General features: G+C 40.3%; 24 protein-coding genes. 3 read left to right on the plus strand and 21 right to left on the minus strand.

What is annotated here, in order from left to right; genetic code table 11:
* Positions 1-65 precede the first annotated feature (65 nt).
* Positions 66-863: an SDR family NAD(P)-dependent oxidoreductase gene (locus BVC88_RS17185; protein WP_075351954.1), complete on the plus strand. Its 798-nt coding sequence runs from the start codon at positions 66-68 to the stop codon at positions 861-863.
* Between the two features lie 138 nt (positions 864-1,001).
* Here BVC88_RS17185 and BVC88_RS21790 read toward each other — a convergent pair whose 3' ends face one another.
* The 3 genes from BVC88_RS21790 to BVC88_RS17200 form a co-directional block, all read right to left on the minus strand.
* Complete coding sequence (locus BVC88_RS21790; RefSeq protein ID WP_075351955.1) at positions 1,002-1,298, minus strand: type II toxin-antitoxin system RelE/ParE family toxin; 297 nt, start codon at positions 1,296-1,298, stop codon at positions 1,002-1,004.
* Positions 1,286-1,468, minus strand: a complete 183-nt coding sequence (locus tag BVC88_RS17195) for a hypothetical protein (RefSeq protein WP_075351956.1) — start codon at positions 1,466-1,468, stop codon at positions 1,286-1,288. Before BVC88_RS17195 ends, BVC88_RS21790 begins: the two co-directional genes overlap by 13 nt.
* Before the next feature lie 135 nt (positions 1,469-1,603).
* The gene (locus tag BVC88_RS17200) at positions 1,604-2,935 is read right to left on the minus strand and encodes a GntP family permease (RefSeq protein ID WP_075351957.1); all 1,332 of its coding nucleotides are present in this window, start codon (positions 2,933-2,935) and stop codon (positions 1,604-1,606) included.
* A gap of 269 nt (positions 2,936-3,204) precedes the next feature.
* On the opposite strand from BVC88_RS17200, the gene BVC88_RS17205 reads away from it, so the two are divergent.
* A complete protein-coding gene (locus BVC88_RS17205) occupies positions 3,205-5,241 on the plus strand; it encodes a family 20 glycosylhydrolase (protein WP_075352013.1) in 2,037 nt (678 codons plus the stop codon).
* A 111-nt stretch (positions 5,242-5,352) separates the two neighbouring features.
* Positions 5,353-6,228 carry a DUF808 domain-containing protein gene (locus BVC88_RS17210; RefSeq protein WP_075351958.1) on the plus strand — a complete coding sequence of 292 codons (876 nt, stop codon included), beginning with the start codon at positions 5,353-5,355 and terminating at the stop codon, positions 6,226-6,228.
* Between the two features lie 23 nt (positions 6,229-6,251).
* On the opposite strand, the gene BVC88_RS17215 is transcribed toward BVC88_RS17210, so the two are convergent.
* The 18 genes from BVC88_RS17215 to BVC88_RS17295 form a co-directional block, all read right to left on the minus strand.
* Positions 6,252-7,796 carry a dienelactone hydrolase family protein gene (locus BVC88_RS17215; protein WP_075351959.1) on the minus strand — a complete coding sequence of 515 codons (1,545 nt, stop codon included), beginning with the start codon at positions 7,794-7,796 and terminating at the stop codon, positions 6,252-6,254.
* A 269-nt stretch (positions 7,797-8,065) separates the two neighbouring features.
* Positions 8,066-8,542: an acyl-CoA thioesterase gene (locus BVC88_RS17220; RefSeq protein ID WP_075351960.1), complete on the minus strand. Its 477-nt coding sequence runs from the start codon at positions 8,540-8,542 to the stop codon at positions 8,066-8,068.
* Between the two features lie 65 nt (positions 8,543-8,607).
* Entirely contained in the window at positions 8,608-9,204 is a 597-nt protein-coding gene (locus BVC88_RS17225; RefSeq protein ID WP_075352014.1) for an alpha-ketoglutarate-dependent dioxygenase AlkB family protein, read from the minus strand.
* Positions 9,205-9,235: 31 nt separating this feature from the next.
* Complete coding sequence (locus BVC88_RS17230; protein ID WP_245803669.1) at positions 9,236-10,168, minus strand: SGNH/GDSL hydrolase family protein; 933 nt, start codon at positions 10,166-10,168, stop codon at positions 9,236-9,238.
* Between the two features lie 12 nt (positions 10,169-10,180).
* Complete coding sequence (locus tag BVC88_RS17235) at positions 10,181-10,639, minus strand: nuclear transport factor 2 family protein (protein WP_075351962.1); 459 nt, start codon at positions 10,637-10,639, stop codon at positions 10,181-10,183.
* 106 nt (positions 10,640-10,745) lie between these two features.
* Positions 10,746-10,877 carry a hypothetical protein gene (locus BVC88_RS21685; protein WP_262481242.1) on the minus strand — a complete coding sequence of 44 codons (132 nt, stop codon included), beginning with the start codon at positions 10,875-10,877 and terminating at the stop codon, positions 10,746-10,748.
* Positions 10,878-10,890: 13 nt separating this feature from the next.
* The gene (locus BVC88_RS17240) at positions 10,891-12,012 is read right to left on the minus strand and encodes an ABC transporter permease (RefSeq protein WP_075351963.1); all 1,122 of its coding nucleotides are present in this window, start codon (positions 12,010-12,012) and stop codon (positions 10,891-10,893) included.
* The gene (locus tag BVC88_RS17245) at positions 12,009-13,115 is read right to left on the minus strand and encodes an ABC transporter permease (RefSeq protein WP_075351964.1); all 1,107 of its coding nucleotides are present in this window, start codon (positions 13,113-13,115) and stop codon (positions 12,009-12,011) included. The genes BVC88_RS17240 and BVC88_RS17245 overlap by 4 nt, the downstream gene beginning before the upstream one ends.
* Positions 13,116-13,117: 2 nt before the next feature.
* On the minus strand, positions 13,118-13,864 hold the full coding sequence (locus tag BVC88_RS17250) for an ABC transporter ATP-binding protein (RefSeq protein ID WP_075351965.1): 747 nt from the start codon (positions 13,862-13,864) through the stop codon (positions 13,118-13,120).
* A gap of 1 nt (position 13,865) precedes the next feature.
* Complete coding sequence (locus tag BVC88_RS17255; RefSeq protein WP_075351966.1) at positions 13,866-14,786, minus strand: ABC transporter ATP-binding protein; 921 nt, start codon at positions 14,784-14,786, stop codon at positions 13,866-13,868.
* A 5-nt stretch (positions 14,787-14,791) separates the two neighbouring features.
* On the minus strand, positions 14,792-15,691 hold the full coding sequence (locus BVC88_RS17260) for an HlyD family secretion protein (protein WP_075351967.1): 900 nt from the start codon (positions 15,689-15,691) through the stop codon (positions 14,792-14,794).
* Positions 15,692-15,721: 30 nt separating this feature from the next.
* Positions 15,722-16,981: a TolC family protein gene (locus BVC88_RS17265; protein ID WP_075351968.1), complete on the minus strand. Its 1,260-nt coding sequence runs from the start codon at positions 16,979-16,981 to the stop codon at positions 15,722-15,724.
* Positions 16,982-17,126: 145 nt separating this feature from the next.
* Positions 17,127-17,756: a TetR/AcrR family transcriptional regulator gene (locus tag BVC88_RS17270; RefSeq protein WP_075351969.1), complete on the minus strand. Its 630-nt coding sequence runs from the start codon at positions 17,754-17,756 to the stop codon at positions 17,127-17,129.
* Between the two features lie 152 nt (positions 17,757-17,908).
* A complete protein-coding gene (locus BVC88_RS17275; protein WP_075351970.1) occupies positions 17,909-19,465 on the minus strand; it encodes a M81 family metallopeptidase in 1,557 nt (518 codons plus the stop codon).
* 54 nt (positions 19,466-19,519) lie between these two features.
* A complete protein-coding gene (locus BVC88_RS17280) occupies positions 19,520-19,861 on the minus strand; it encodes an L-rhamnose mutarotase (protein WP_075351971.1) in 342 nt (113 codons plus the stop codon).
* 35 nt (positions 19,862-19,896) lie between these two features.
* A complete protein-coding gene (locus BVC88_RS17285) occupies positions 19,897-20,712 on the minus strand; it encodes a sugar phosphate isomerase/epimerase family protein (protein WP_075351972.1) in 816 nt (271 codons plus the stop codon).
* Between the two features lie 4 nt (positions 20,713-20,716).
* Entirely contained in the window at positions 20,717-21,742 is a 1,026-nt protein-coding gene (locus BVC88_RS17290) for a zinc-binding alcohol dehydrogenase family protein (protein WP_075351973.1), read from the minus strand.
* A gap of 108 nt (positions 21,743-21,850) precedes the next feature.
* Positions 21,851-22,783, minus strand: coding sequence for an aldo/keto reductase (locus BVC88_RS17295; protein WP_075351974.1), 933 nt, complete (start codon positions 22,781-22,783; stop codon positions 21,851-21,853).
* Positions 22,784-22,848 lie beyond the last annotated feature (65 nt).

The following is a 22,848-nucleotide window of genomic DNA, read 5'->3' on the forward strand; positions in this document are numbered from 1 at the left end:
AAGTTTAGAAGGTTATTTAATCCTTCCAAAAGCGACAACCGACAACCGAAAACCTAGAAAAAACCATGAATCAAGCAACAGATTTCACCCAATTACCAGGAGTAAAACTTTTCAATCTAAGCGGACAAGCTGCCATCATCACCGGAGGTTCCAAAGGCCTAGGCCAGGCAATGGCTGCAGGATTAGCATCTGCGGGAAGCAATATCATGCTCGTGAGCAGAACGCTGGAAGAAGGGGAAGCCGCTGCTGCTGAAATTGAGAAAGAATATGGTGTGAAAGCGATTGCCTTTGCAGGAGATGTGACAGATCAGGCCAAAATGGAAGAAATGGCAAAATTGGCTTTTGATACGTTTGGCAGGATCGATACCCTGATCAATTCTGCGGGAATCAATATCCGTGGGGCAATTGATGAGTTGACTTATGAAGACTTTGATAAAGTCATGAAGATTAATGTCAATGGAACTTGGCTCGCTTGTAAAGCTGTAACTCCTTTTATGAAGAAAGCTGGCAAAGGGGCCATTATCAATTTGGCTAGTACCCTTGGTCTGGTAGGATTGGCTAATCGAACCCCCTATACTTCCAGTAAAGGCGCGGTCGTACAAATGACCCGAGGTTTGGCTTTGGAATTGGCACCTTTTGGAATTACTGTAAATGCGATCTGTCCAGGTCCATTTTTAACTGAAATGAATCTCCCAATAGCTGATACAGAAGAAGGTAAGAAGTTTATTATCGGTGCTACTGCTTTGGGACGTTGGGGTAAACTTGCGGAGATTCAAGGCGCTGCGATATTCTTAGCTTCACCTGCCGGCACTTATATGGTGGGTTCTATGCTGACCGTGGATGGTGGTTGGACTGCGAGGTAGGGAATCCCTTTGGATTTTAAGTTCTACTTCTACTTTTCAAGTAAAAAAAAAGTCATTAATTATTCAGTCCTTATTCTCCTATTTCAGAATTTAAACTGGTATTCTGAATTAAAGAGTATGAAAAATGAATAGAGTGAATCACCCTAGGTCAATAAGCTTCGATCCATGTATTATGCGCAGAATATCGATTCTATTGGAGTTTAGAATTAGGTATACTATCCTATATTTTCCTTGAAAAATCTCTCGTATTGAACTTTCCCGAAACTCGGGAACTATCCTACCAATTTCAGGATGATCGTAAAGAAGTTCTATTTTCCGAAAGATTTTTTCCGTAAAACTTCTTCCAATACTGGGTGAACTTTTAAATAGATATGATTCGATCTCTTGGATATCAGAGTAGGCTAATTCGGTAATCCTTATTTCTAGGATTGCCATTTCTTGCTTAATTTTTCTTTTGCTTCTTCTAAAGACAAGGTTCGATCTAGTTTGGAGTCTATCAAACCTTCTTCTACTTGTTGAATAAACAGTAGTTTTTCGACTAATTCTTCCATATCGAAGTCTTCTGGAAGTTTCTCTAAGGTCTCAAGTACTTTACGCTTTTTCATTTTTAGCTGAAGTTAATCGAAAATCAGTATGAAGTAATTTAGGCAATTCGTCATGGGGATACTTCAAATTGATGGATCATTGTTATGAATTTATTCTCTTTTTTAATAAATCACCAGCGTTGGAAATAAGTTTCCTCATCCCACCACCAAACTCAATATATAAACCAAGGTAATCGCCGTCACTCCAGCGATCATGGTACCAAGGCTGTGGGATAGATTTCCCTGTTTGGTACTCATCCCTGATAGTTGGGTCACGACCCAGAATCCGCTATCGTTGGCATGGGAAATACCCAATGCACCTGCTCCAATGGCTACGGTAGTGAAGACTTTCATCGTCTCAGAATCCAAACCAAGCGGTCCTAATATCGGAGCGATGATCGAGGCGGTCGTAATCATTGCAACGGTTGTGGAACCTTGCGCAGTTTTCAAACCAAAGGCAATCAGAAAAGGAAGAAAAATTCCCCAGTTGGCATCACTCATCGTGGAGGTTACTAAATCACCAACACCGGAATTTTGTAACATCTTTCCAAAAACAGCACCTGCGCCGGTAATTAAGATGACCGGAGCCGCTAATAAAATCGCTTCTCCTACCCATCCTGAAGATGAGAGTAATTTGCGATCAAATTTCTTCGGAAGGGTAAAAGACAAAATCGCTCCAATCAAGAGCGCGATAACTGGGGTTCCCAGAAACTGGATAGCCTTGATTATGCCTCCTTCGCCTAATGGTTTGGAAGGATAATTGGCAATCGAAGCGATAATAATCAAAGTCAAGGGTACTAGAATTGGAATCAGAGAACTGATGAATTTCGGGCGATCTTCCTTCTTTAATTCTTTTTCATCGGCTACCAGAACAGGCTTCAAAGGAATTTTGATCACCCACTTTTGCACGAAAATATAAAGTGGAATCAAGGTTAATAGAGAAACTAGGCCGCCATAGAAAATCACCTGACCCAAATCGGCACCTAGAATCCCAGCCGTAGCAATTGGACCAGGAGTGGGGGGGACAAGTGAATGACTGGCCATTGCTCCGAGCGAAACTGCCACGATGGTGGCTGCATAGGAGATTCCACTTTTGGAAGAAAGTGATTTGGCAATCGGGTTGAGCATGATAATCGTGCTGTCCCCAAAGACCGGGATCGAAAGGATCCAACCACTCAGCATCAAGGATAAATTCACGGATTTTTCCCCAACCCATTTCAGTATTTTTTCTGCGATGACCATCGCACCGCCTGTTTTTTCCAGGAAAGTTCCCAAAATTACTCCCAGTAAAATCAACAAACCGACACTTCCCAGCACCCCTCCAAATCCGTCTGAAATCGACTTAATGATCAATTCTGGGGTCATACCCATCATTAGTCCGTAGATAATTGCCCCAACAAAGAGGGCTAAAAAAGGATGGATATCAAACTTGATGATAGCGATCAAAATAAGCGCTAAGGCAAAAAGGATAATTAAAAGTGTCAGCATTCAAATCGGTTTTTTGGGTGGGTGAAGCGAAAGCTGAAATCAGCATTTGCCTCGGTATCAATTCAAAATCTAAGTAAAAATGCTGGGAATTAGTATCCGCTGATCAAGTATTTGAAATAACGGTTTGAAAAATAATTTTAAGAAAAGAGCCAGATAAGCTGCGTATGCGTACTGAACTGTCTTGGATTGAAAAATTATTTCGGCAAATTGTAAAAGGGAATTTTTTATGTCTGAGTAAATTCCTTTCGCCTATTACTAATATTGATCCCATGAAGAAGCTATCTATTTTAGTTCTCGCTATTCTTTTTTTAGTAAATTTTTCCTGTCAGAAAAAAGAAAAAATTACAGCTGTTTTTGATCTTTTGCCATCGCCAAAAGTGATGAGCCTAAGCCGCTCGACAGAGCTAAGTCCTAGCTTGATCCAATCAGAGTTTGAGTTGTCGAAGACGAGTTTTATTGATGGAAAGGGACTTGAGTCTTTCGAAGGCGAATTAATTCAATTCGAACTTGACCCCAATTTGATTGGGAATACCGAGGTATATCAATTAGATCTTTTTGATGATGAAGTTAAAATTAAAGCCCAAACTGAAGTGGGGCTTTGGAATGCGCTGATGACTTTGGGACAAATAATCCAAGATGCGCAGGACCAAAATGTAAACCTTCCCGGTGGTCAGATTTTCGATGAACCTGCTTTGGCTTATCGGGCTGTACACCTTGACGTGAAGCATCATTTGGAGAAAAAGGATTATTACTTCGAGTTGATCGATCGCTTGGCTTCTTGGAAAATCAATGCTATCATCATTGAGATCGAGGATAAACTAGCCTACGAACTTCAACCAAAAGTGGGTTCCTCCGATGCCTTTTCCATTGCTGAATGGAAAGAGATTGCCGATTATGCCATGGCTCGAAATATTCGAATGAGTCCCTTGGTTCAAGGTCTTGGTCATGCATCTTTTATCCTAAAGCATCCTGAATATCTGAATCTTCGAGATGATCCCGAGAGCGACTGGGCATTTAATCCTTTGGATGAAAAGACCTATCAGGTTCAGTTTGATTTGTATACTGATGCTTTAAAAGCTTTTCCTCATGCCAACTACCTACATGTGGGAGGAGATGAGGTGAATACTACTGGGCGAAATAGCGGGAAATCTGCTTTAGAATTACAACTGCTTTGGCTCAATCGGGTGAGTGAGTACGCTGAGCGTAAAGGGTTGACACCAATCTTTTGGGATGATATGCCACTGAAAAATGCGGAGCTCTATGGCACGATTTATAACCGGGATCTTTCATCGAGCCAAGTGGATAGTATTTGGGCCGAAAAGGCTGAAAACCTGAATAAATACGTAGACCTTTTTCCAAAAAATTGTGTCTATATGCGCTGGAACTACGATATGCCAGAATCACCGGGAAATGCGAAAGCGATGAATTGGTTTACATCCAATGGCTTCCAGGTAATGGGTGCGACGGCAGGACAGACTCGCTGGAATCTGATGCCGCAGGAGCAAAGTAATGCTCAAAATATCCGTGATTTTGCTTTGAGCTCCATTGAAAATAAAACTTCAGGATTGTTGCTTACCCTTTGGGATGATGATTCCCCACATTTTGAATTGTATCAGCGCGGGATCGCCACCTTCGCGGAATATACCTGGTCGGGAGGAGCTAGGAGCATAGCTGAAGTTCATCAGTCATTTATCCAACGTCAGTTTGGAGCGGACTTAGCTTCAGCATACTTGGCTTTTATTGATGACTTGGAGGAGCCTGTTGATTTTTGGAAAAATGCCTTGCTCGATGGAAAAGATCGAAACCGGATTAGAAGGTTGAGCGATCCGATGAATGAGGCCTTGATTGAACTCCCGAATCCGGATTCAGCAGGAACTTGGGCTTCAAAATATTCAGAGAAGCTTTCAAAAGCCGAAGTGAGTCTTGCTAAAGTTGATTTGGTATTGGAGCGAATAGCTGAATCTAAGAAGTTGGCAAATCGAAACATTTACACCTTGGAGGTCTATGAGCAGGTTGCACAGGCGGTTCAGTTTTCCAATCGGGCGCTGATTACTTTGGCGGAGATGGATGATCCATCGGGAGAAAAGCGAGCTATGGCAGCCCAAAAGCTTGCAGGAATGGCGGAAGAATGGAATGCAATTCAAAGTAATTTGGAGGAGGTTTATGGGAAAACAAGAAGTTTGAATAAACCGGCTGATTATATTTTGGATCAAGATCACCACGTACATTTGGCGAATCAGGCCAGAGATTTTTCCGATTGGCAGTTTTATGTAGAAAAACTGTTTTTGGATAAGCTTGAGAAGTAGCTTCTTACTTAGCGGGATTAAACGCTAGATCAAATCCCTTTTGGTGCGATCCAAGTTCTACTCTATCTTCACATTCGAATTTCAAATCTTTAACTCCCTTCAAAACTATATATGGCTTCAGGATTCTTTGCGCTTTTGGATGATATCGCCACTGTCATGGACGATGTAGCTGTGATGAGTAAAGTGGCAGCAAAGAAAACAGCCGGGATCCTCGGGGATGACTTGGCAGTAAATGCAGAGAAAGCTTCCGGTTTTGTAACAGACAGAGAGCTTCCGGTTTTATGGGCCATCACCAAGGGGTCCTTTTTGAATAAGCTGATTATTCTCCCTTTTGCCTTTTTATTGAGTGCTTTTTTGCCAACCGCAGTAACGGTTATTTTGGTGTTGGGTGGACTTTATTTGGCATTCGAAGGGGCAGAAAAGATCTATGAATATTTCTTTCCGCATGAGCATTTTAAGGCTGTAACAGCTGTGGAGGATTTGACTACTGAAGCAGTTATTGCTGCTGAAAAGGTAAAGGTAAAGTCAGCAATTTTGACTGATTTTATCCTTTCGGTGGAGATTGTAATAATAGCACTAGGTACTGTGGTCGAAAAACCCATCTCTACACAAATTGCAGTAGTTTCAATTATTGCAATTTTGGCGACTGTTGGAGTGTATGGCTTGGTGGCGTTGATTGTCCGGATGGATGAATTTGGAGTACGGTTGATTAATTTAAATGAACAAGAAAATAGCTTTTCAGACAAAGTTGGAAGGGTATTAGTCAGTGCCTTGCCTAAGATTATCAAGAGCATGACAGTGATTGGTACTATTGCCTTACTCTTGGTTTCAGGAGGGATTTTTGCGCATAATATTGAATTTTTTCATCACTTGCTGGAAAGTTGGCCATCGATTATCAAAGAGTTTTTGATTGGATTGGCTGTAGGATTGGTAGTTCTTTTGGTGGTGAGTTTGTTCAAGAAAATGTTTGGTAAAAAGGAACATTAATGTGAAGGATTTTTCTGATTCGCTTAATTATTAACTCCTTTCAAACGTTTCAATACAGTTGCTGCATTTTCATTTTGAGGGTTGAGATCAAGAGATTTTTGATAGTTTACGATAGACATCGACGTATCGCCTTGGTATAGATAAGCTTCGCCAAGGCTATCAAAAAGGTTGGCTGAGGTGGGGTAAATTTGAGTCGCAAACTCAAAGACGCGAATACTTTTCGGAGTGGTTTCCCTGTTGTAAAGCAATTGCAAACCAAGGTAATTCAGCTTGCCTTCTGGGAGTTCTAAGTCAGGATAAATTGATTTAAGCGAATCATAGGTTTCATTGATGGAGATATAATCATCTGCTTTTGTGAGGTCATTGAAGTCGGAAAAGTCAAAACTTGCTTTTTTGGTGATTTCGTTTCTCTTTATAGTTAAGTAGCCTGTTCCGATCTTATTTTCTTCGGGTGATGAATTCAAATACTGGATTGCTTCGGATTGATTTTGGAGATAGGCGTTGAGAAAGTTCAGTGTGTACTCAGCAACTATCCCATACGATTCCATGATTAAAGAATCTGCATGATCTTGTCTTGGGTCTCGGTTGCCAAAAAGTAATCCGAACGTACTAAAATAGGAATGAGTCATATGTAAAAATTTCAACTGAAAGGCATCATTTTGACTCAATTCTTCAAAAAATGCGAATTCGTTATTCAAGGATTCATCCAAATTATCTGATTTAAGAACTTCCTTTGGAATGTCTTTTTGCGCCATATGGATAAAGGGGACATTCGCATTTTCGATCTTGAAGAATAGTGATTCTTGGAGTGTCTTATAGGCGTATTTGATTGATCCGTCCAGACTTACTACAGCTTTGATCCGATTATCTCTGGTTTGGCTTAGTACATTTGAAAGACCTCCAAAGCTAAATCCCATTGCAGCGATCTTTTTGGGATTTACTGATGGGATTTGAATCGCTTTATCAATAAGAAATTCAATATCTCTGGCTTGTGTTTCCAGCTCCTTTACAGTACCTCCTTCTAAATATCGCGTATCCGCCCCTCTGCTTGGGCTGGAGATAACGACATAACCATGACTTGCGAGGTATTCACATAGCGCAAAATTTTCAACCGAAGATGCTTGATAACTTGGCGAATAAATAACTGTTGGATGGCTTCCATCAGACCAAGTCAAATCGAAGTAAGCGGTACTTTTTTCAATAAGGTGCTGCTGATTTTGAGGGGAATTGGGCAAGTCTCGAAACCAATCCAAAAGATAATAGTCAGGTAAATACTCCCATTCTTCCTCCTCTGCTAAAATTCTCACATAGTCTTTGACGGTCACAGGAGATAATCCATTTACCTTTTCTTCGGATGGGTACCAAATACTAGTGGTAATGGGACGAGGTATTTTTTCCTTTGTATAATCCAAAATCCGGCTGTATAGTCTGGTACTATCGTGAGAAGTATAATGAGTAAATCCTACCGCGTAGGGACCATTTGATAATCCAATCTCATGAAGCGAGGTCTGGGCAAAAAGTGGGTTGAAAGTTAAAAGTAGGATAAAGGTTGCTAGTAGGGTTTTCATAAAGGAGATTGTCTGACAATTAGGTAGATGCAATTAAAGAGTAATAAGTTGCATCAATTTCCCAAAAAATTAGGAAGGACAAATCCAGAACGTCTCAATACTTATTTTATATGTATATCCACAATTGCACCACTAAAAGGTAAAAAGCGATTTAATATATTGTAAACAATACCATTGCTGGTACTTCCGTCACCCGTCATAGGTCTTGCAGCCAGATAACCAATGAAAAAGAGGTCACTGGCATCTTTGCGGGTAATCAGATTATTTTATCACTCATTAAAAAAAGGCTTCATCTCGGTATGAATCTTTTCTCTAAGGTCTTTCAATCGAATCGCGTATTCTTCCAAATGTTTTTCCTGATCGGTTTGAGGAATCCAAGGTTTAACTTTCTTAGGTTCGCCTTTTTCATCCACAGCCACGAAGATGATAATGCAATGCGTCTTTTTCTCAAAAACATGCTCTGAAAAATCTCTGGAATACACTTCCACCATAATGTGAATACTTGAGGAGCCGGTGTAAATCACCGCACATTCGATCTTGATGACTTCTCCAATGCTAATCGGTTTGTAAAATCGGATACCACCCACATAGACCGTGACGCAATAGCTTTCTGCCCAAGTTCTTGCACAGGTATAAGCTGCCTGATCGATCCATTTCATCACAGAACCTCCATGGACTTTTCCCCCAAAGTTGATGTCTGAAGGTTCGCTGATAAACTGGAAAGTGGTTTTGTGAGGATAGTCCATGTTCGTTTGTTTGAATGAGAATCTAATCTAAAAGGATTTGCGGGGATGATTTCATTTTTTACCCACTATTTCATGATGGTCCGAAAAGTCAAATTGATTCGAGGTTGGGTTACTTTGGTGGTTGGCGGGAGACGGTGAAGCCAATGCGTTTGGCAAGTGCCGGCCATTTCCAACAAGCTGCCATGTTCCAAAATGACCTCGACTTTTTCTCCAGTTTCTTTATGTTTGAAAGCAAATTTCCGAACCGCACCAAAACTCATCGAGGCGATAGAACCATTCTTTTTCAAATCTTTTTCTCCATCGCTATGCCAAGCCATGCCTTCAGAACCATCATGATAAAGGTTCAATAGGCAGGAATTGTAGGTTTCTCCGGTTTGCTTTTCGCAGATTTCTTTGAGTGTTTTTAATTCGGAGGTCCAAGGAAGTGCCTGCTTGGTAATTTTGGAATAGGTGTATTGAAAAGGTTCAGAACCGTACCATGCCACTTTTCTCTTGGTTTCGATCAATTTCCCAAACATCATCGCCTGATCGTTTTTCCATTCAATCGTATCCATCAAGCGCTGATAGAAGTGATCCGCTTCTGGCTTTGGAAGTACAAAACCGAAGTAATTGACGATCCCATCATAAGGAAGAAGATTTGTGTTGGTAGTAAATAAATCCATGGATAGATTAAAATTTGAAAGCAAAGAATTCTCAATTGTTAACCAATAAATCTCGAATTTGATTTTCAAGCGACTCCGCTTTTTCTTTTGCTTCGGTTAAAGGTAGCCCTTCCGGTAAACCTGGCCTTAAATGACCTGTTGCAGTTAAATAGGTGTCTCGGAGGATTTTCTGCTTTTGGGAAATTAAAATAAACAGTTCCATTCCCTTTGGGTAGTTGCTGATTCGTTCCTCAAATGTCCCTTCAGAATCCATTTCTCCCAAGCCTAGAAATTCCAAAATGCTTCTCGCCATTAGCCAATGTCCTGTTGAATTGGGATGGACGCCATCTTTTGCCAAGAAATAGGCTGGTTCGATTTTGCGCTGGGCCTCTAAGTAGGCTTTCATCGGAAAATGGATGTCGATTACTTTCCAGTTGGATTCTTTTTCTTGATCAATCAGCCAAGAGGTATATAAATCCAAGGTAATCGAGTAGGGGATCCCTTTGGCTGGGTCATAAATCGGTGGGGTTAAAAAGACTGGCTTTGCATTAATTGCCTTGATTTTGGAATCTAACCAACGCATTCCTGCTGCATATTTCGCAAATCGAGCTGAGTCATAAGGCAGGTAAATCCCATCATTCATTCCATAATTGACAAAAACAAAATCAGGCTTAATTTGGGCGAAAATCCGGTCCAATCGTTCATGCAAGTCGGGCCTTGGAAAAGCTCCTCCGGCATGACCCTCTTCCGAAAGTCCAGAAACAGTTTCGCTTGGTAAGCCAAGATTCAACCATTCTATGGAAGATTCTGGATGCTGCAATCGATAAAATGTCTCTACAAAAGCAATGTATTCTCCAGAATAAGTGATGCTGTTTCCTAAAAACAAAATCTGCTTGACATTATCTGGTAGCTCATTTTGCCTCTGTGCCAAGGCCGCACTGAAACAAATTAATGAGATGGAGAATAATGTGAAAATGGTTTTCAAATAAGCCAACGTTTATTCTTTTTTGGCAGGAGTGGAGTGAAGCATTTTCAACCTCCAACCATCGCTTGTTTTGATGGCAACAGCGCTTTCTATCCAATGGTTTTCTCGGATAATTTCTCCATTTCGAGAAATGGTTGCATAATTATCATAGGCTATCCAGGCCATATTTCCATTCACTTCAGTTTTGATAAACTCAAACTTATTTACGCGCGTTGGAATTGGCTGCTTTTTGATGGCTCCATTGAAGTAATTTTTAATAATTTCATTATCCCATATTTCCCCATCCTCCAAAAGGATAAAATCTTTGGTGTAGTAGCTCTCAATAGCATCTGCATTGAATGTGGAGAACAGTGTGTCAAAAGATTCCTGAATCAGGTTTTGAATTTGAGCTTCATCCGATAGTGTATTTTGCTGGGCAAAAGTGGTTTTGAATGTGCCTAAGATAAGTAGAAGGAAAAGCAGTTTTTTCATGGTGAAGTTTAAGGAATCTGAATTGAAGATAAATAAATGCTACTCCTTTTTGGGGTAGCATTTAGATTTAATTTTTGAGGTTTTATTTCATCTCATTAAAAAGAGATTAGATCGAGAGCTTAAATCTCGAGTTTCCATGTACTTTTCTGGTGGAAACACAGGTCTGTCGAACTTCAAAAAGCATAGAAAAACAAAATGGCGTAACTAGTAAAATTGCTCCTGCTAAGATTAATTTCATTGCAAAGTAAGGTTTATGAAGTTTTTCGATAATTATAGACAGCCAAAGTATTAAAGATGAATGCCATTACTGTGATGATTATAAATTGTTTTTGGATGTCTTTAAACTCACTTCCTTTTAACATGACCAATCGGATCACATCAATAAAGTAGGTGACGGGATTGAAAGCTGCGATCCATTGGGCCCATTCCGGCATGCTGTCTATAGAGGTAAAAAGGCCACCCATCAAAATGAAAATGATCATAAAGAAGAAGGCTACCGACATGGCTTGTTGCTGATTATTAGAAAATGTAGAAATCAATAAACCTATGCCGAGAACGGCGATAAGGTAAATTGATAAAAAAGCATAAAGTGTAAACAGTGACCCCAAGGATACAATGTCATAAACCAGTCGCCCTACCCCAAAGAGGCCGAGCGTAAATACGAAAATACCAATGACCCAAAATGGTATTAATTTCCCGAGTATGAAGTGAAATTTCTTGATAGGCGTGACATTAATTTGCTCTATAGTGCCCACCTCTTTCTCTTTTACAATATTCAAAGCACACATATATGCACCGACCATTGTGACGAGCAATACCAAAATTCCGGGAACCATAAAGGACTGGTAATTCAGAAATGGATTAAACCAATTTAGATTTTCTATTTCTATAGTGGAGCTTTGGGAAAGTCGAGGAGGAGTACTGTTTTTTAGCCTAATTTCTCGATTGAAATCAGTGATGATTTGATTCAAGTAGGCATTTCCTACCGAAGCTTTTGTGCCGTTGATTGCATTGACTGCAATAAATAGCTCATTTGTATTTTCCCGGATTAGATCCAGCTCAAAATTTTTCGGAATTTCTATGATCAAATCTGCATTGTCCTCCTGAAATTGCTCAAAGGACTTATCGAATGAATTCCCATAATCATTAAGCACAAAATATCCGGAGGCAATTATTTTATCGGTGAGATGCTTAGAGTAGCTACTTCGGTCGTGGTCTATCACCGAGATATTGATGTTTTTGAATTCAAAATCTGCGGCCAAAGGCATGACAATAAGTTGGATAATAGGTAAGCCAATTATCATTCTCAGAATAATCTTATTTCTGAAGATTTGCCGGAACTCTTTCTGGAGTAGAAACTTCAAGGTTCTCATGCTAATCGTATTTTAAAACGTTTGAAACTCATGGTAAGTAGAAAGATTGTCATCCCCAGAAGAATGCTCATCTCTTTCCAAATTGCAACAAAACCAAGTCCCTTGATCATAATGGATTTCACGATGATGTAATACCATTTTGAGGGCATAATATTGGCCATTACCTGGAGAGGAAGGGGCATGTTTTCCAATGGAAAGAGAAAGCCTGTCAACATCATCGTTGGAATCACCATACCCATTAAGGAGATCAGCATAGCTTCTTGCTGTGTATTTGTCGAATTAGATATTAATAAGCCTAATGAAAGTGCGGCTAAAATGAGTAAAGAACTTGCAAAATAGAGGAGTAGAAAATTCCCATTCATGGGCATTTCCATCATGGTAATACTTAAAACCAAAATCACGGTCAGGTTTAGTATGGAAAGGAGGAAGTAAGGAACGGCTTTCGAAACGATAACCAAGAGCGGATTCATGGGAGATACAAGTAAGATCTCCATGGTCCCGGTTTCTTTCTCTTTTACAATAGAAACAGAGGTCATCAGGACACAGATCAGCAGTAATACCAATGCCATAACACCGGGTACAAAATTGGTGGCTCCCTTGAGTTCTGGGTTGTAGATCATTCTTATTTCAGTGTTGATCTGCAGAGGAGCCCGGTTCATAGCCTGAACTTCTCTTTGATAACTCATGATAATGCTTTGGGCATAATTGGTCAGCGTAGTCGCAGTATTTGGATCCGAAGCATCTGCTATGATTTGTACTTGAGTTTTATTTTGATGGCTCAGGTCGCTGTTGAAAGTGGCAGGGAATACAATGGCCAATTTGACTTTTCCTTTTTTGAATGTCTCCTCGATCTCTTTGGTGCTCAATAAAATCTGTTCAATTTCAAAGCTTTTGGTAGCTTCGATTTTTTCAATGATTCGTTCAGAGGCTACATCTTTGGCATAGTCTGCAATGACAATTTTGGAGTTTTTCACCTCGTTTGTGAGCGCAAAACCAAAAAGAATGATCTGTGCGATTGGCATTCCAAATAGCAAAAGCAGCGTCTTTGGATCTCTAAAAACGTGGTAAAACTCTTTTCTTACAAATGTGAAGAACTGTTTCATGGTTAGTCTGCTTTTCGTTTTGCTCCTCGTGCTAATTCATAAAAAACATCATCCATCGAATTAGCATGATATTGATCCTTAAGATTGGTTGGTGTATCCAAAGCCTTGATTTTCCCGTCTACCATCATGGATATTCGGTGGCAATATTCTGCCTCATCCATGTAATGTGTGGTCACAAAAATGGTAATGCCTTGAGAAGATGCTTTGTAGATCAAATCCCAAAATTGTCTTCGTGTAACTGGATCAACACCTCCTGTGGGCTCATCTAGAAAAACTATTTTGGGGTCATGGATAATCGCTACAGAAAAAGCCAATTTTTGTTTCCAGCCAAGAGGTAGACTTCCGACAAGTTTTTTTGCCTCTACACTCATACCCAAGGTTTCGATCAACTGATTACTTTTTGATTTTAGTTCTTTATCGGACAAGCCATAAATTCCTCCAAAGAATTTTATGTTTTCCAATACAGTCAAGTCTTCGTACAAAGAGAATTTTTGACTCATGTAGCCAATGTTCTTTTTTATTTTCTCAGTCTCTTTATAGATGTCAAAGCCTGCTATGGTAGCTTCTCCATAGGAAGGAGTAGATAATCCGCAGAGCATTCGGATGGCCGTAGTTTTGCCGGCACCATTGGCACCTAAAAAACCAAAAATCTCTCCCTTATAGACGTCAAAGCTGATCTCATCCGCAGCGACGAAATCTCCAAATTTCTTGGTGAGCCTGTCTGTTGATATTACTTTTTCGGCTGTCATTTCAATTCATCAAGTTTATAAAGCAGTCTTCAATCGTAGGATTTATATCATTGATTACTAAATCCTTGTAATCTCGATCTCTTTTGAGATATGTTGTCAGTTCACTCTTGGCAAGTTCTGTGTTTTCACTCTTGAAGCTGATGTGGTGGTACTCTCCAAATGCGTTGCAACTATCAATCGAATCATATTTTCTTAAATCATCTAAAAGCTGAATCATATTTGATGATTTGATTGAAAAGAGTTTTTTCGGGTACTCTTCGATAATCCCCTGAGGAGTATTAATGGACATGATCTCACCTTCCTGGATCAGAGCTATTCGCTCGCAAAGCGTGGCTTCATCCATATAAGGAGTAGAAACCAAAATTGTAATTTCCTGCTTTTTGAGGCGCTGGAGCATTTCCCAGAACTCTTTACGGGACACGGTGTCTACCCCTGTGGTAGGCTCATCTAAAAACAGGATTTTTGGCCTATGAATCAACGCGCAGCATAAAGCCAATTTCTGCTTCATTCCTCCGGAAAGTTTGCCTGCTCGTCTGTTTTTAAATGGTTCGAGTTGAACATAAATGTCTTTGATCAGATCATAATTTTCCTGAATAGTCGTACCAAAAACGGTTGCAAAGAAATTCAGATTTTCTTCCACAGTCAGGTCTTGGTAGAGGGAGAATTTTCCTGGCATATAGCCCACATGTTGACGGATAGATTTATAGTCCTTCACTACATCACATCCAAATACAGTTGCTATTCCGGAATCTGGTGTAAGAAGTGTTGTGAGAACCCGGAATAGGCTTGTCTTGCCTGCTCCATCCGGACCAATGAGACCAAAGAGTTCTCCTTTTTCTACTGAAAAGGAAACATTCTTTACTGCCTTTACCTTTCCATCCTGGTAAGATTTGCTGATATTTTCTAGAATAACTTCAGGCATGCCTTTTAAAATTTGACCTCTCCGTACATTCCGATTTTGTAAAAACCATCATTGATCACATTCACCTTTATGGCATAAACCATATTGGCCCTTTCATCCTTTGTTTGAATTGTCTTTGGAGTGAATTCAGCTTTATCATTGATCCATGAGATGATGCCTTCAGTTTCTTTAAGTCCACCTGAACCATCGTCAGTAAGTACTTTTACCTTTTGATTTAATTTGACTTGAGATAATTGGTTTCCAGAGATATAGACACGTAAAATCATAGTGGATAAATCTGCAATCTTATACAAGGCTTTTCCGGTGGAGGTCATTTCATTTTCACGAGCATATTTCACCAGTACAGTCCCAGCTATGGGATTTATGATTTTGCTCTTTTCGATTTGATCATCGATTTGCTCTATCTGTATGAATAGAGGGTCTGCATCATTCGATATCCCATCCCGGGTAATTTCAAGCGATGACTTCTGAGCACGAATTTGACTTTGAATTACCTCGATACTTGCATCGATATCATCCAATTGCTTCTGCGTAGCTGCATCACCTTCGACCAGGTTTTTGATTCTTTGGCGTTCTTTTCTTGCAGTTGACAATTGGGATTCAAGTGCTGCCAACTGAATATTTATATTTGGCTTTTTGCCTAATAGAGCGTTATACTGTGCTTGAGTTTGCTTGCGTTTTAAATGGAGTTGAACAGTGTCGACATATCCGACAAACTCACCTGCAGCTAGAGTTTGTCCTTCATCAATTTTGAATTGTTTTAATACTCCAATTGCCTCAGAAGAAATAATTACTTCTTCTGCTTCGAATGTTCCTGATGCGTCAAAACTGTCAGTGTCATCCGTGCAGGACATCATCACAAGGGAAGCGAGTAAACCGAGAAGAGCTGTTTTTAGTGAATTCATTTTTTATCCTGTTTTCGATTTGATTATCTATTAATTACCGGTTATAATTTTATGATTGTATTGGGCGAGAAGGAGTTGGATTCGATGCAAGATTTGAGTCTGTCTGGCCTGATCCTCTGCATTGAGTTGAGTGAGATAGTCATTTGCAGTAGCAGTGCCGTTTTCTAATTGATTTTTCGTCGTTTCTTTAATTCTCCCCCTCATTTGAATGATTTGATTGTCCGAGGAAATCAGATTTTTCATTTTCTGGATTTCTACACCTTGTTGACTTATCGAGAGGTTGGTATTGAAAAGGAAAGCATCTTTCTGTACCAAAACACTCTCTTGATTCAGCTTGAGGATACTTTTTTCTCTGTTATTGGTGTAGAAGCTTGAAATATTCCAGCTAAGTCTTAATCCCGTGATGTAATAAGCTGAAGCGCTGTTGTCAAGCATGTTCAGGCCTGGCGCACCGACTCCACCTCTAAAAAAAAGACTAAAATTTGGGAGCGTTTTATTAGCGATAAGTCTACTTTGTGCCTCGATTGCTCGTTGCTGAGATTCAAAAAGCCTCAATTCTGGCCGATTAATCAAAGAAATAGGGTCTTCGTTTGCAGGAGTTTCGAATTTTGTGTTTTCATCAATTGGCTCATTGATAAATAGGGAAAGCATTTGCACAAAGCCTTTTCTATTGGACTGCAACTCGCTAATTCTTTGATCGACTTTCAAAAGCTCCACCGTTAAAATGTCAGCACTACTCCTCAACGCTATTCCATTTGCAATTGCGACTTCAGTCTTGTCAATACCTGTTTGAATATCCTTTTTAAGTAATTCCAACTGTGCTATTTGCTCATCGTTTAGCAATATGCCAAAGTATAGCTGATTGACTCGGTCTTTGATCTGATACAAATCCACTTCAAGTCTTTGGTTTTCGACTTCATTGCTTTGATCAATAAGGACCTTTTGGTTTTTCTGAGTAAATAAGCCCGTAATAGGCTGTACCACCTCCCCATAGATATTATGTTGATCATTTCGGAGGGGCTCGATTTCATTTCCAGGTATCACAAATGGGAGTGCAAAAACCTCAGATTGGTAAGTAGAATATCCTGTAAGAGTTACCTGAGGTAAATACCCCTTTTGAGCGTTAGCTAAGGAGTACTCTTTTGAACTTTCCAGTAAGTCATATTTTCTGACTAGGGGATAAGCTTTTTGAGCTTTTGCTTGGCAACTATCCAAAGAAAGGGATTGGGAAATGCCATTTCTTTCAAAAAAGAAAAGAAATAACACAAGTATAAATAGCCTCTTATTCATATGATTATAATTTTATTTTTTAAAGGCCATATGGAATCTCGCATGGATTATAATCATCCCTCTGTGTGTCAATTTGGGTCATGCTCGATTTCATATGATTTATTTTTCTGTTTTAAACAAATGATTAATTTTTTCACAAAAAAAACTACGATTTATAGAACATCGATTTGATCCAAATTGGGATCATTTTTTTACGCTCCTGCATCAGTAATTCAAAATCTTTGGTAGATAAACTTCCAATTTTGTAGATCAATGGACTGGCTACAAATGGAAAAATCACAAGACCCAAAAGGTTGATAATAAATTGCAGTGGATTGATCTCTTTAATGTTTCCAGCCGCTATTTCATCTTTTATTTGTTTAATGAACACTGACTCCATTATTATATTGGCCATAGGAAGTTTCTCTAAAAAGTCTGAAGCATTATCCCTCAATTCACTTAAAATAAAAAGAGGCACCTGAGGCTCCTTGAGAATCATTTCAGTATATTTTTCAGCCATTAATTCAGTTTTTTCGAGTAAGCTGGTTTTTTCATCATTGAAAACTACCAGCATATTTTGCATAAAACCGAACATAGTTTCAAACATGATGATCTCAAAAAGCTTCTTTTTGCTTCTGAAATAATAATTAAGAAGAGCCAAATTTATTCCTGCCTCCTCAGCAATATCCCTAGTCCTCGTAGCTGAAAATCCTTTTTGATGAAAGACACGCCTAGCAGCGTTCTTAATTTTGGACTCTGTATTTGGATCTATTTCGCCTGCTCTGTTTTCTAACATTTCTGGAATCAATTTTATTTCAGGTCAAAAGTATGTTATTCAAATGAATTAATCAAATGATTAAAACATAATTTTTACTTTATATTAGAATTAAGGCAAAAAAAAATGCTGCTCCACTTGAGAACAGCATCTTTATTTAATGTATTGATGAGCTATTTAAGTTGACCTGAAGCTGGTATGATTCGAGCACTTAAATCTGGAGTTTCCATTTCTTGATCCAGTGGAAACATTGGTCGATTGATGCGTTTATAGCCTAGACGCTCCAAATCCTGGTCTACTCCACCTGGAGTCAAAGCCATAATCCAATCTCCCCGCATATCGTAAAGTTCAGGAACAAGGTAGCCGATCTTCACTAGGACTATATTCGTATTTCTAGGATCCAAACCAAGATTGGTGAAGTCAGACTCGTTATGATAAGGCTTACGTTTTTGAGTCACGATCACGTGTACAGAACCGACTTTTACTACCACTTCCACTACGGCATCGATGTCGCCTTCTAAGATTGCTTCAACCGTTCCGGTTAATTCCAAGGGCGGTGCAAAACGATTGTCTACCATCGCTCCAGCCATTCCAGTTACTTGATTTCCAACTCCTGCCGCCATCGCCTTCTCAACCAAGTCTGGACCTGGGATCGATGCATAAATTACCGAAGGACCAGTCGGAGATTTGAATTCTGGTCTTTTCAAAATTTCATTTAAAGTCCAAGTCACATCTCCAGCACCTCCTGCGGTAGGATTGTCACCCATGTCTGAAATCATAAAAGGCTTTTTATCGCTTTTTAAGGCCATCGCCAAACTCTCATCCAGCGTGGCTACAGGTGCAACGAATTCAAATTCATTTCGAACATCCCAATAGCTTTTGGCCAAATACTCAGCCGCAGCTTTTACTTCTGCTTCATCATCTCCGGTGACCATCACCACACCATGATTTCGGGGTTCGTCGGCCCAAGGATAGCCCATCCAAATCGCTGCATCTATCACGCCTTCCTTTTCTGTCAACGCTGGGATTTTAGCATAAAGCCCTTTTCCAGGTTCGATCCGCGTACTGGTCTTTTCACCGGGAAGCAAAATCGGAACAGGAATCCAAGCTTTGAAAGCAGGTTTTCCTTTTCCGCTTTCCAGTCGATCAAGTAGGTTTTCTACTGCCCGCTTTTTGGAATCGAGCGCATCCTCATGCGGTGCCATTCGATAGCAAGTAATCAAATCAGAGTTTTCTGCCAGTCGAGGAGATACGTTTCCATGTAAATCCATAGAGGTAGAGATCAGCGTTTCGAAGCCCACAACTTCCCGAACCCGAACGATAAAGTCTCCTTCCGGATCATCCAAGCCAACTACGCTCATGGCGCCATGGATATCGAAAAATAAACCATCATAAGGAAGATTTGCTTTCAATCGATCCAAGGTTTCATTTACCAAAGATTCGTATGCTTCTCGTGTAACCGTGCCACCGGGTAGCGCATGCGCACGCAGGGTAGGGATCCAGGTTGCTCGCTTTCGATCGATGGAGTCTTCAGCTAAAAAGGGGTAAAAGCTAAAGACTGCAGAATCCCTTCGTGCCTTAAAAGCTGCTTCCTCAGTCAGCGCTGGAGAAAATGTGCTGGATTCGATCGCTAATCCTGCGATGGCAATTCGAGGAAGTTCTGGAGCGCTATCTTTAGAACTACAGGAAAAAGCTAAAAGAGCAAGGAGGAGGAAATAGAGATTTTTCAAGGGATGGGGAGATTGGAAATTAGGGAATAGGAAATAGGGATTAGGGAATAGAGATTAAGATCCGGATTTAAAGATTCGATCCATCAGCACCCATTTTTCGCCGGGTTTGGCCCAGGGGATAGGTTGCTGAAAAGTCCACATCAGTTCTTCCCATTTTTGGATAATTGGGCTTTTGGAATCCCGAAGGGCTTTTTCTTCCAAAGAAAAATCATCTTTTGTTTCCATGATCATAAACATCCGATTACCCGTGCGGTAAATTTCCATATCCAATATTCCAGCATCCTTGTCATGCTGAGTGACTTCCGGCCAGGCATTTCCAGCGGCATGGTGATTTTCATAAATCCGAACAGATTCCGGATCGTCGATGAGGTCAAGGGTGAGGCAATAGCGTTTCATTTTTTAAGATTTAGTGCGCAGATAGCGATGAGTTTTTATTGAAAATACTTTTGAAATGAATGATAAGTCTGAATCGCTGCAGCATCCGGATCAGGAAAGGGGAAAGCCTCTGCTGAGATGAAGCCTTCGTAATTAATAGCTTTGATTGCCTCAGCGACAGATTCCATCTCAGTATGTCCCATTCCAATTGGTTTTCGATTGCTATCGGCGAAATGAATGTGTCCGATATGCTTTTCATTTTCCAAAATGCTCTTTGCGATATCAGCCTCTTCAATATTCATATGGAAAAGGTCAGCCAGTAATTTCACATTTTTGGTTTCCAATGTTTCCAGAAAACTAGCTCCAGATTCCAGCGTATTAAAAAGATTTGTTTCGTAGCGATTCAAGGGTTCATAGATCAGAAATACTCCTTGCTTCTCTGCTTCTTTACCTAGAATTTCCAATCCTTCAGCCAGCCATTTCAACGTCAATTCTCGATCATTTCCGGCTAAAACATTTCCTTGCATCGATCCGATAATTGCCGGAGCATTAAACTTGGCTCCAAATGAAATCATCTCAGAAATAAAAAAAATGGCCTTTTTTCGAATTTCTGGATTAGGATCGGTTAGCGTCAAACCATGAATCACTTTTCCAGCACCCGTTCCCACAGCAGCTAATTCCAGCTTGTGCATATTCAACGAATAGCTCAATTCTTCCGAATCAATTGCATTGGCATCAGCAGTGAAAAGCTCGATTCCATCAAAGCCTAGATTTTCGGCTTTTGCCATGGCTTGCTCCAGATTTTCCCAAAAAATCCAAGGACCGGATTTGATTTGAGGAACGAGGGCAACAGTTACTGCGGATTTTATCATGGGTTTATCGGTCAAAGTCAATCATAATTTTAATGATTCCAGCTGGATTTGCTGCCCAATTGGCTAGTGTTTCTGGAGCCTCATCTATGGAAATCACTTTGCTAATAACTTCATTCACCGGGAATTTGCCCCTTTCGAGGTAGCTGATGACCTCAGGAAAATTTTTTTTTCCAATGCAATTTCGCGAACCTAAAATCTCGATTTCCTTTTGGACAAAAAGCGAAGTATTGAATTCCACCTCCTTTTTAGCGTAGCCAATGCAGACTACTCGGCCAGTGAAAGCGACTTCTTCAACTGCTTGTCTATAAGTTTGAGGACTGCCAACAGCTTCAATGATTACGTCCGGACCATCGCCGTTTGTATATTCTTGAAGCTTTTCGTGGAGGTTTTCTTTGCTTGGATTGATGGTATAAGCTACTCCAATCTTTTTGGCAATTTCCAATTTGCTATCGTCGAGATCTACGGCTATTACTTTTGCACCTCGGTTGACTGCAGAAGCTACCGCACCTAAACCGACGATTCCACAACCAATAATTGCAACATTGTCTTGCTCAGAAACTCGGCCTCGGTCGACGGCATGAAAGCCAACTGTCAACGGTTCGGCCAAGGCCAATTCTCGAAGAGAAAGTTTTGAGGAAGGAAAAATATCCGTCCAAGGTAAAGTGATGTATCGAGTCATGGCACCTGGACGACGCACACCCATGGTTTTATTTTCCTTGCAGGAGTTGATTTGTCTTTTGCGGCAGGCGATGCATTTTCCACAGGCGAGGTAGGGGTAGACGGTCACTTTTTCACCAACATGAATATGATTAGGCACATCCGAACCTAGGCTTTCGATGGTGCCACCCACTTCATGACCCAAAATATTTGGATATTCCTGAAGAGGAAAAAGACCTTTAAAGCTATTCATGTCCCCACCGCAAAACCCAACCATTCCGACTTTAAGAAGGATTTCCCCAGACTTTGGAATTGGTTTTTCAATTTCTTGAATTTCGGATTTCCCGATTTCAGTAAGGACTAATGCTTTCATAGGTTTGGGGTTAAGATTCATTTAAAAATCAGTATTCAATTCGGTCTACTGTCAACCGTACACTGCAAATTCATAGCCGTGGACTGTGGTCTGTGGACAGTTGACGCCTCATAAATTATTCTCCGCCTTTCCTTCAAACCACATTTTGTTTTTCACAGGGGCGAGCAAGGTTTCAATTTCTTCCAAGAGTCCCTGAGGAATTTGAAAATCCACTGCTGCCACATTCTCCTGAATAGTTTTCAGAGAATTCATTCCTACAATTGTCGTGGCTATATCCGGATGCCCCATCGCAAATCGCAAGGCCACTTGCGGAAGCGATACTCCGTATTTTTCACAGATCGCAACTAAAATGGGCTGCATGGCTTTTACCTCATCTGGAGATCTATGCCAAGCTGGTAAAGGTTCTGACGAAAGGATCCGCTGCATGAGTGGGGCGGCATTCATCAGGCCAAAGCCTTTTTCCTTCGAAAGTGGTACGAGCTCATCGTTAATCTCATCCTCCAGTAAATTGTAGTGCGCCCAAGAAAGTACCGTATCAAGTTCTACTTCCCTTGCTAGCTGAGCTAGATACCGAACAGGCAAACCAGTGATTCCAATAAATCTGGCTTTACCGGATTGCTGAACTTCCCGAATCGCCGGGATCGCGATGTCGGTAATTTGATTTTTGTCTACAAACTCAATGTCATGAAGCTGAAATAGATCCACATAATCGGTTTTCAGTCGGGAAAGAGATTCGTCGATGCTTTTTAAAATTCGATCTCTGGAAAAATCAAAATCCTGTAAATCATAGCGCCCACATTTTGTAGCGAGAATAATGTCTTTCCGCTTTCCCTCCAATGCCTTTCCCAATCGTGTTTCTGCTAAAGTCAATCCGTAAAATGGAGAGACATCAAAGAAATTCACCCCATGATCGATTGAATAATGAACCGATCGAATGCCTTCAGTTTCTTCGCAAACGTCAAATACATTTCCCAAAGGAGAGGCGCCAAAGCCAAGAATGGAAACTTCTAAACCTGTTTTACCGAGCTGTCGGTACTTCATATGCAGTTGGGTTGATCATTTCTAAAAAGCTCAAACCAATATAAAAAGATTCTTATCGGAAGGAT

The sequence above is a fragment of the Algoriphagus marinus genome (assembly GCF_001936475.1).
GTDB classification, from domain to species: domain Bacteria; phylum Bacteroidota; class Bacteroidia; order Cytophagales; family Cyclobacteriaceae; genus Algoriphagus; species Algoriphagus marinus.

Coding starts and splice junctions, on each gene's coding strand:
- BVC88_RS17185 (WP_075351954.1), top strand. CDS start 66: ATGAATCAAGCAACAGATTTCACCCAATTACCAGGAGTAAAACTTTTC.
- BVC88_RS21790 (WP_075351955.1), bottom strand. CDS start 1,298: ATGGCAATCCTAGAAATAAGGATTACCGAATTAGCCTACTCTGATATC.
- BVC88_RS17195 (WP_075351956.1), bottom strand. CDS start 1,468: ATGAAAAAGCGTAAAGTACTTGAGACCTTAGAGAAACTTCCAGAAGAC.
- BVC88_RS17200 (WP_075351957.1), bottom strand. CDS start 2,935: ATGCTGACACTTTTAATTATCCTTTTTGCCTTAGCGCTTATTTTGATC.
- BVC88_RS17205 (WP_075352013.1), top strand. CDS start 3,205: ATGAAGAAGCTATCTATTTTAGTTCTCGCTATTCTTTTTTTAGTAAAT.
- BVC88_RS17210 (WP_075351958.1), top strand. CDS start 5,353: ATGGCTTCAGGATTCTTTGCGCTTTTGGATGATATCGCCACTGTCATG.
- BVC88_RS17215 (WP_075351959.1), bottom strand. CDS start 7,796: ATGAAAACCCTACTAGCAACCTTTATCCTACTTTTAACTTTCAACCCA.
- BVC88_RS17220 (WP_075351960.1), bottom strand. CDS start 8,542: ATGGACTATCCTCACAAAACCACTTTCCAGTTTATCAGCGAACCTTCA.
- BVC88_RS17225 (WP_075352014.1), bottom strand. CDS start 9,204: ATGGATTTATTTACTACCAACACAAATCTTCTTCCTTATGATGGGATC.
- BVC88_RS17235 (WP_075351962.1), bottom strand. CDS start 10,639: ATGAAAAAACTGCTTTTCCTTCTACTTATCTTAGGCACATTCAAAACC.
- BVC88_RS21685 (WP_262481242.1), bottom strand. CDS start 10,877: ATGAAATTAATCTTAGCAGGAGCAATTTTACTAGTTACGCCATTTTGT.
- BVC88_RS17240 (WP_075351963.1), bottom strand. CDS start 12,012: ATGAGAACCTTGAAGTTTCTACTCCAGAAAGAGTTCCGGCAAATCTTC.
- BVC88_RS17245 (WP_075351964.1), bottom strand. CDS start 13,115: ATGAAACAGTTCTTCACATTTGTAAGAAAAGAGTTTTACCACGTTTTT.
- BVC88_RS17250 (WP_075351965.1), bottom strand. CDS start 13,864: ATGACAGCCGAAAAAGTAATATCAACAGACAGGCTCACCAAGAAATTT.
- BVC88_RS17255 (WP_075351966.1), bottom strand. CDS start 14,786: ATGCCTGAAGTTATTCTAGAAAATATCAGCAAATCTTACCAGGATGGA.
- BVC88_RS17260 (WP_075351967.1), bottom strand. CDS start 15,691: ATGAATTCACTAAAAACAGCTCTTCTCGGTTTACTCGCTTCCCTTGTG.
- BVC88_RS17265 (WP_075351968.1), bottom strand. CDS start 16,981: ATGAATAAGAGGCTATTTATACTTGTGTTATTTCTTTTCTTTTTTGAA.
- BVC88_RS17270 (WP_075351969.1), bottom strand. CDS start 17,756: ATGTTAGAAAACAGAGCAGGCGAAATAGATCCAAATACAGAGTCCAAA.
- BVC88_RS17280 (WP_075351971.1), bottom strand. CDS start 19,861: ATGAAACGCTATTGCCTCACCCTTGACCTCATCGACGATCCGGAATCT.
- BVC88_RS17285 (WP_075351972.1), bottom strand. CDS start 20,712: ATGATAAAATCCGCAGTAACTGTTGCCCTCGTTCCTCAAATCAAATCC.
- BVC88_RS17290 (WP_075351973.1), bottom strand. CDS start 21,742: ATGAAAGCATTAGTCCTTACTGAAATCGGGAAATCCGAAATTCAAGAA.
- BVC88_RS17295 (WP_075351974.1), bottom strand. CDS start 22,783: ATGAAGTACCGACAGCTCGGTAAAACAGGTTTAGAAGTTTCCATTCTT.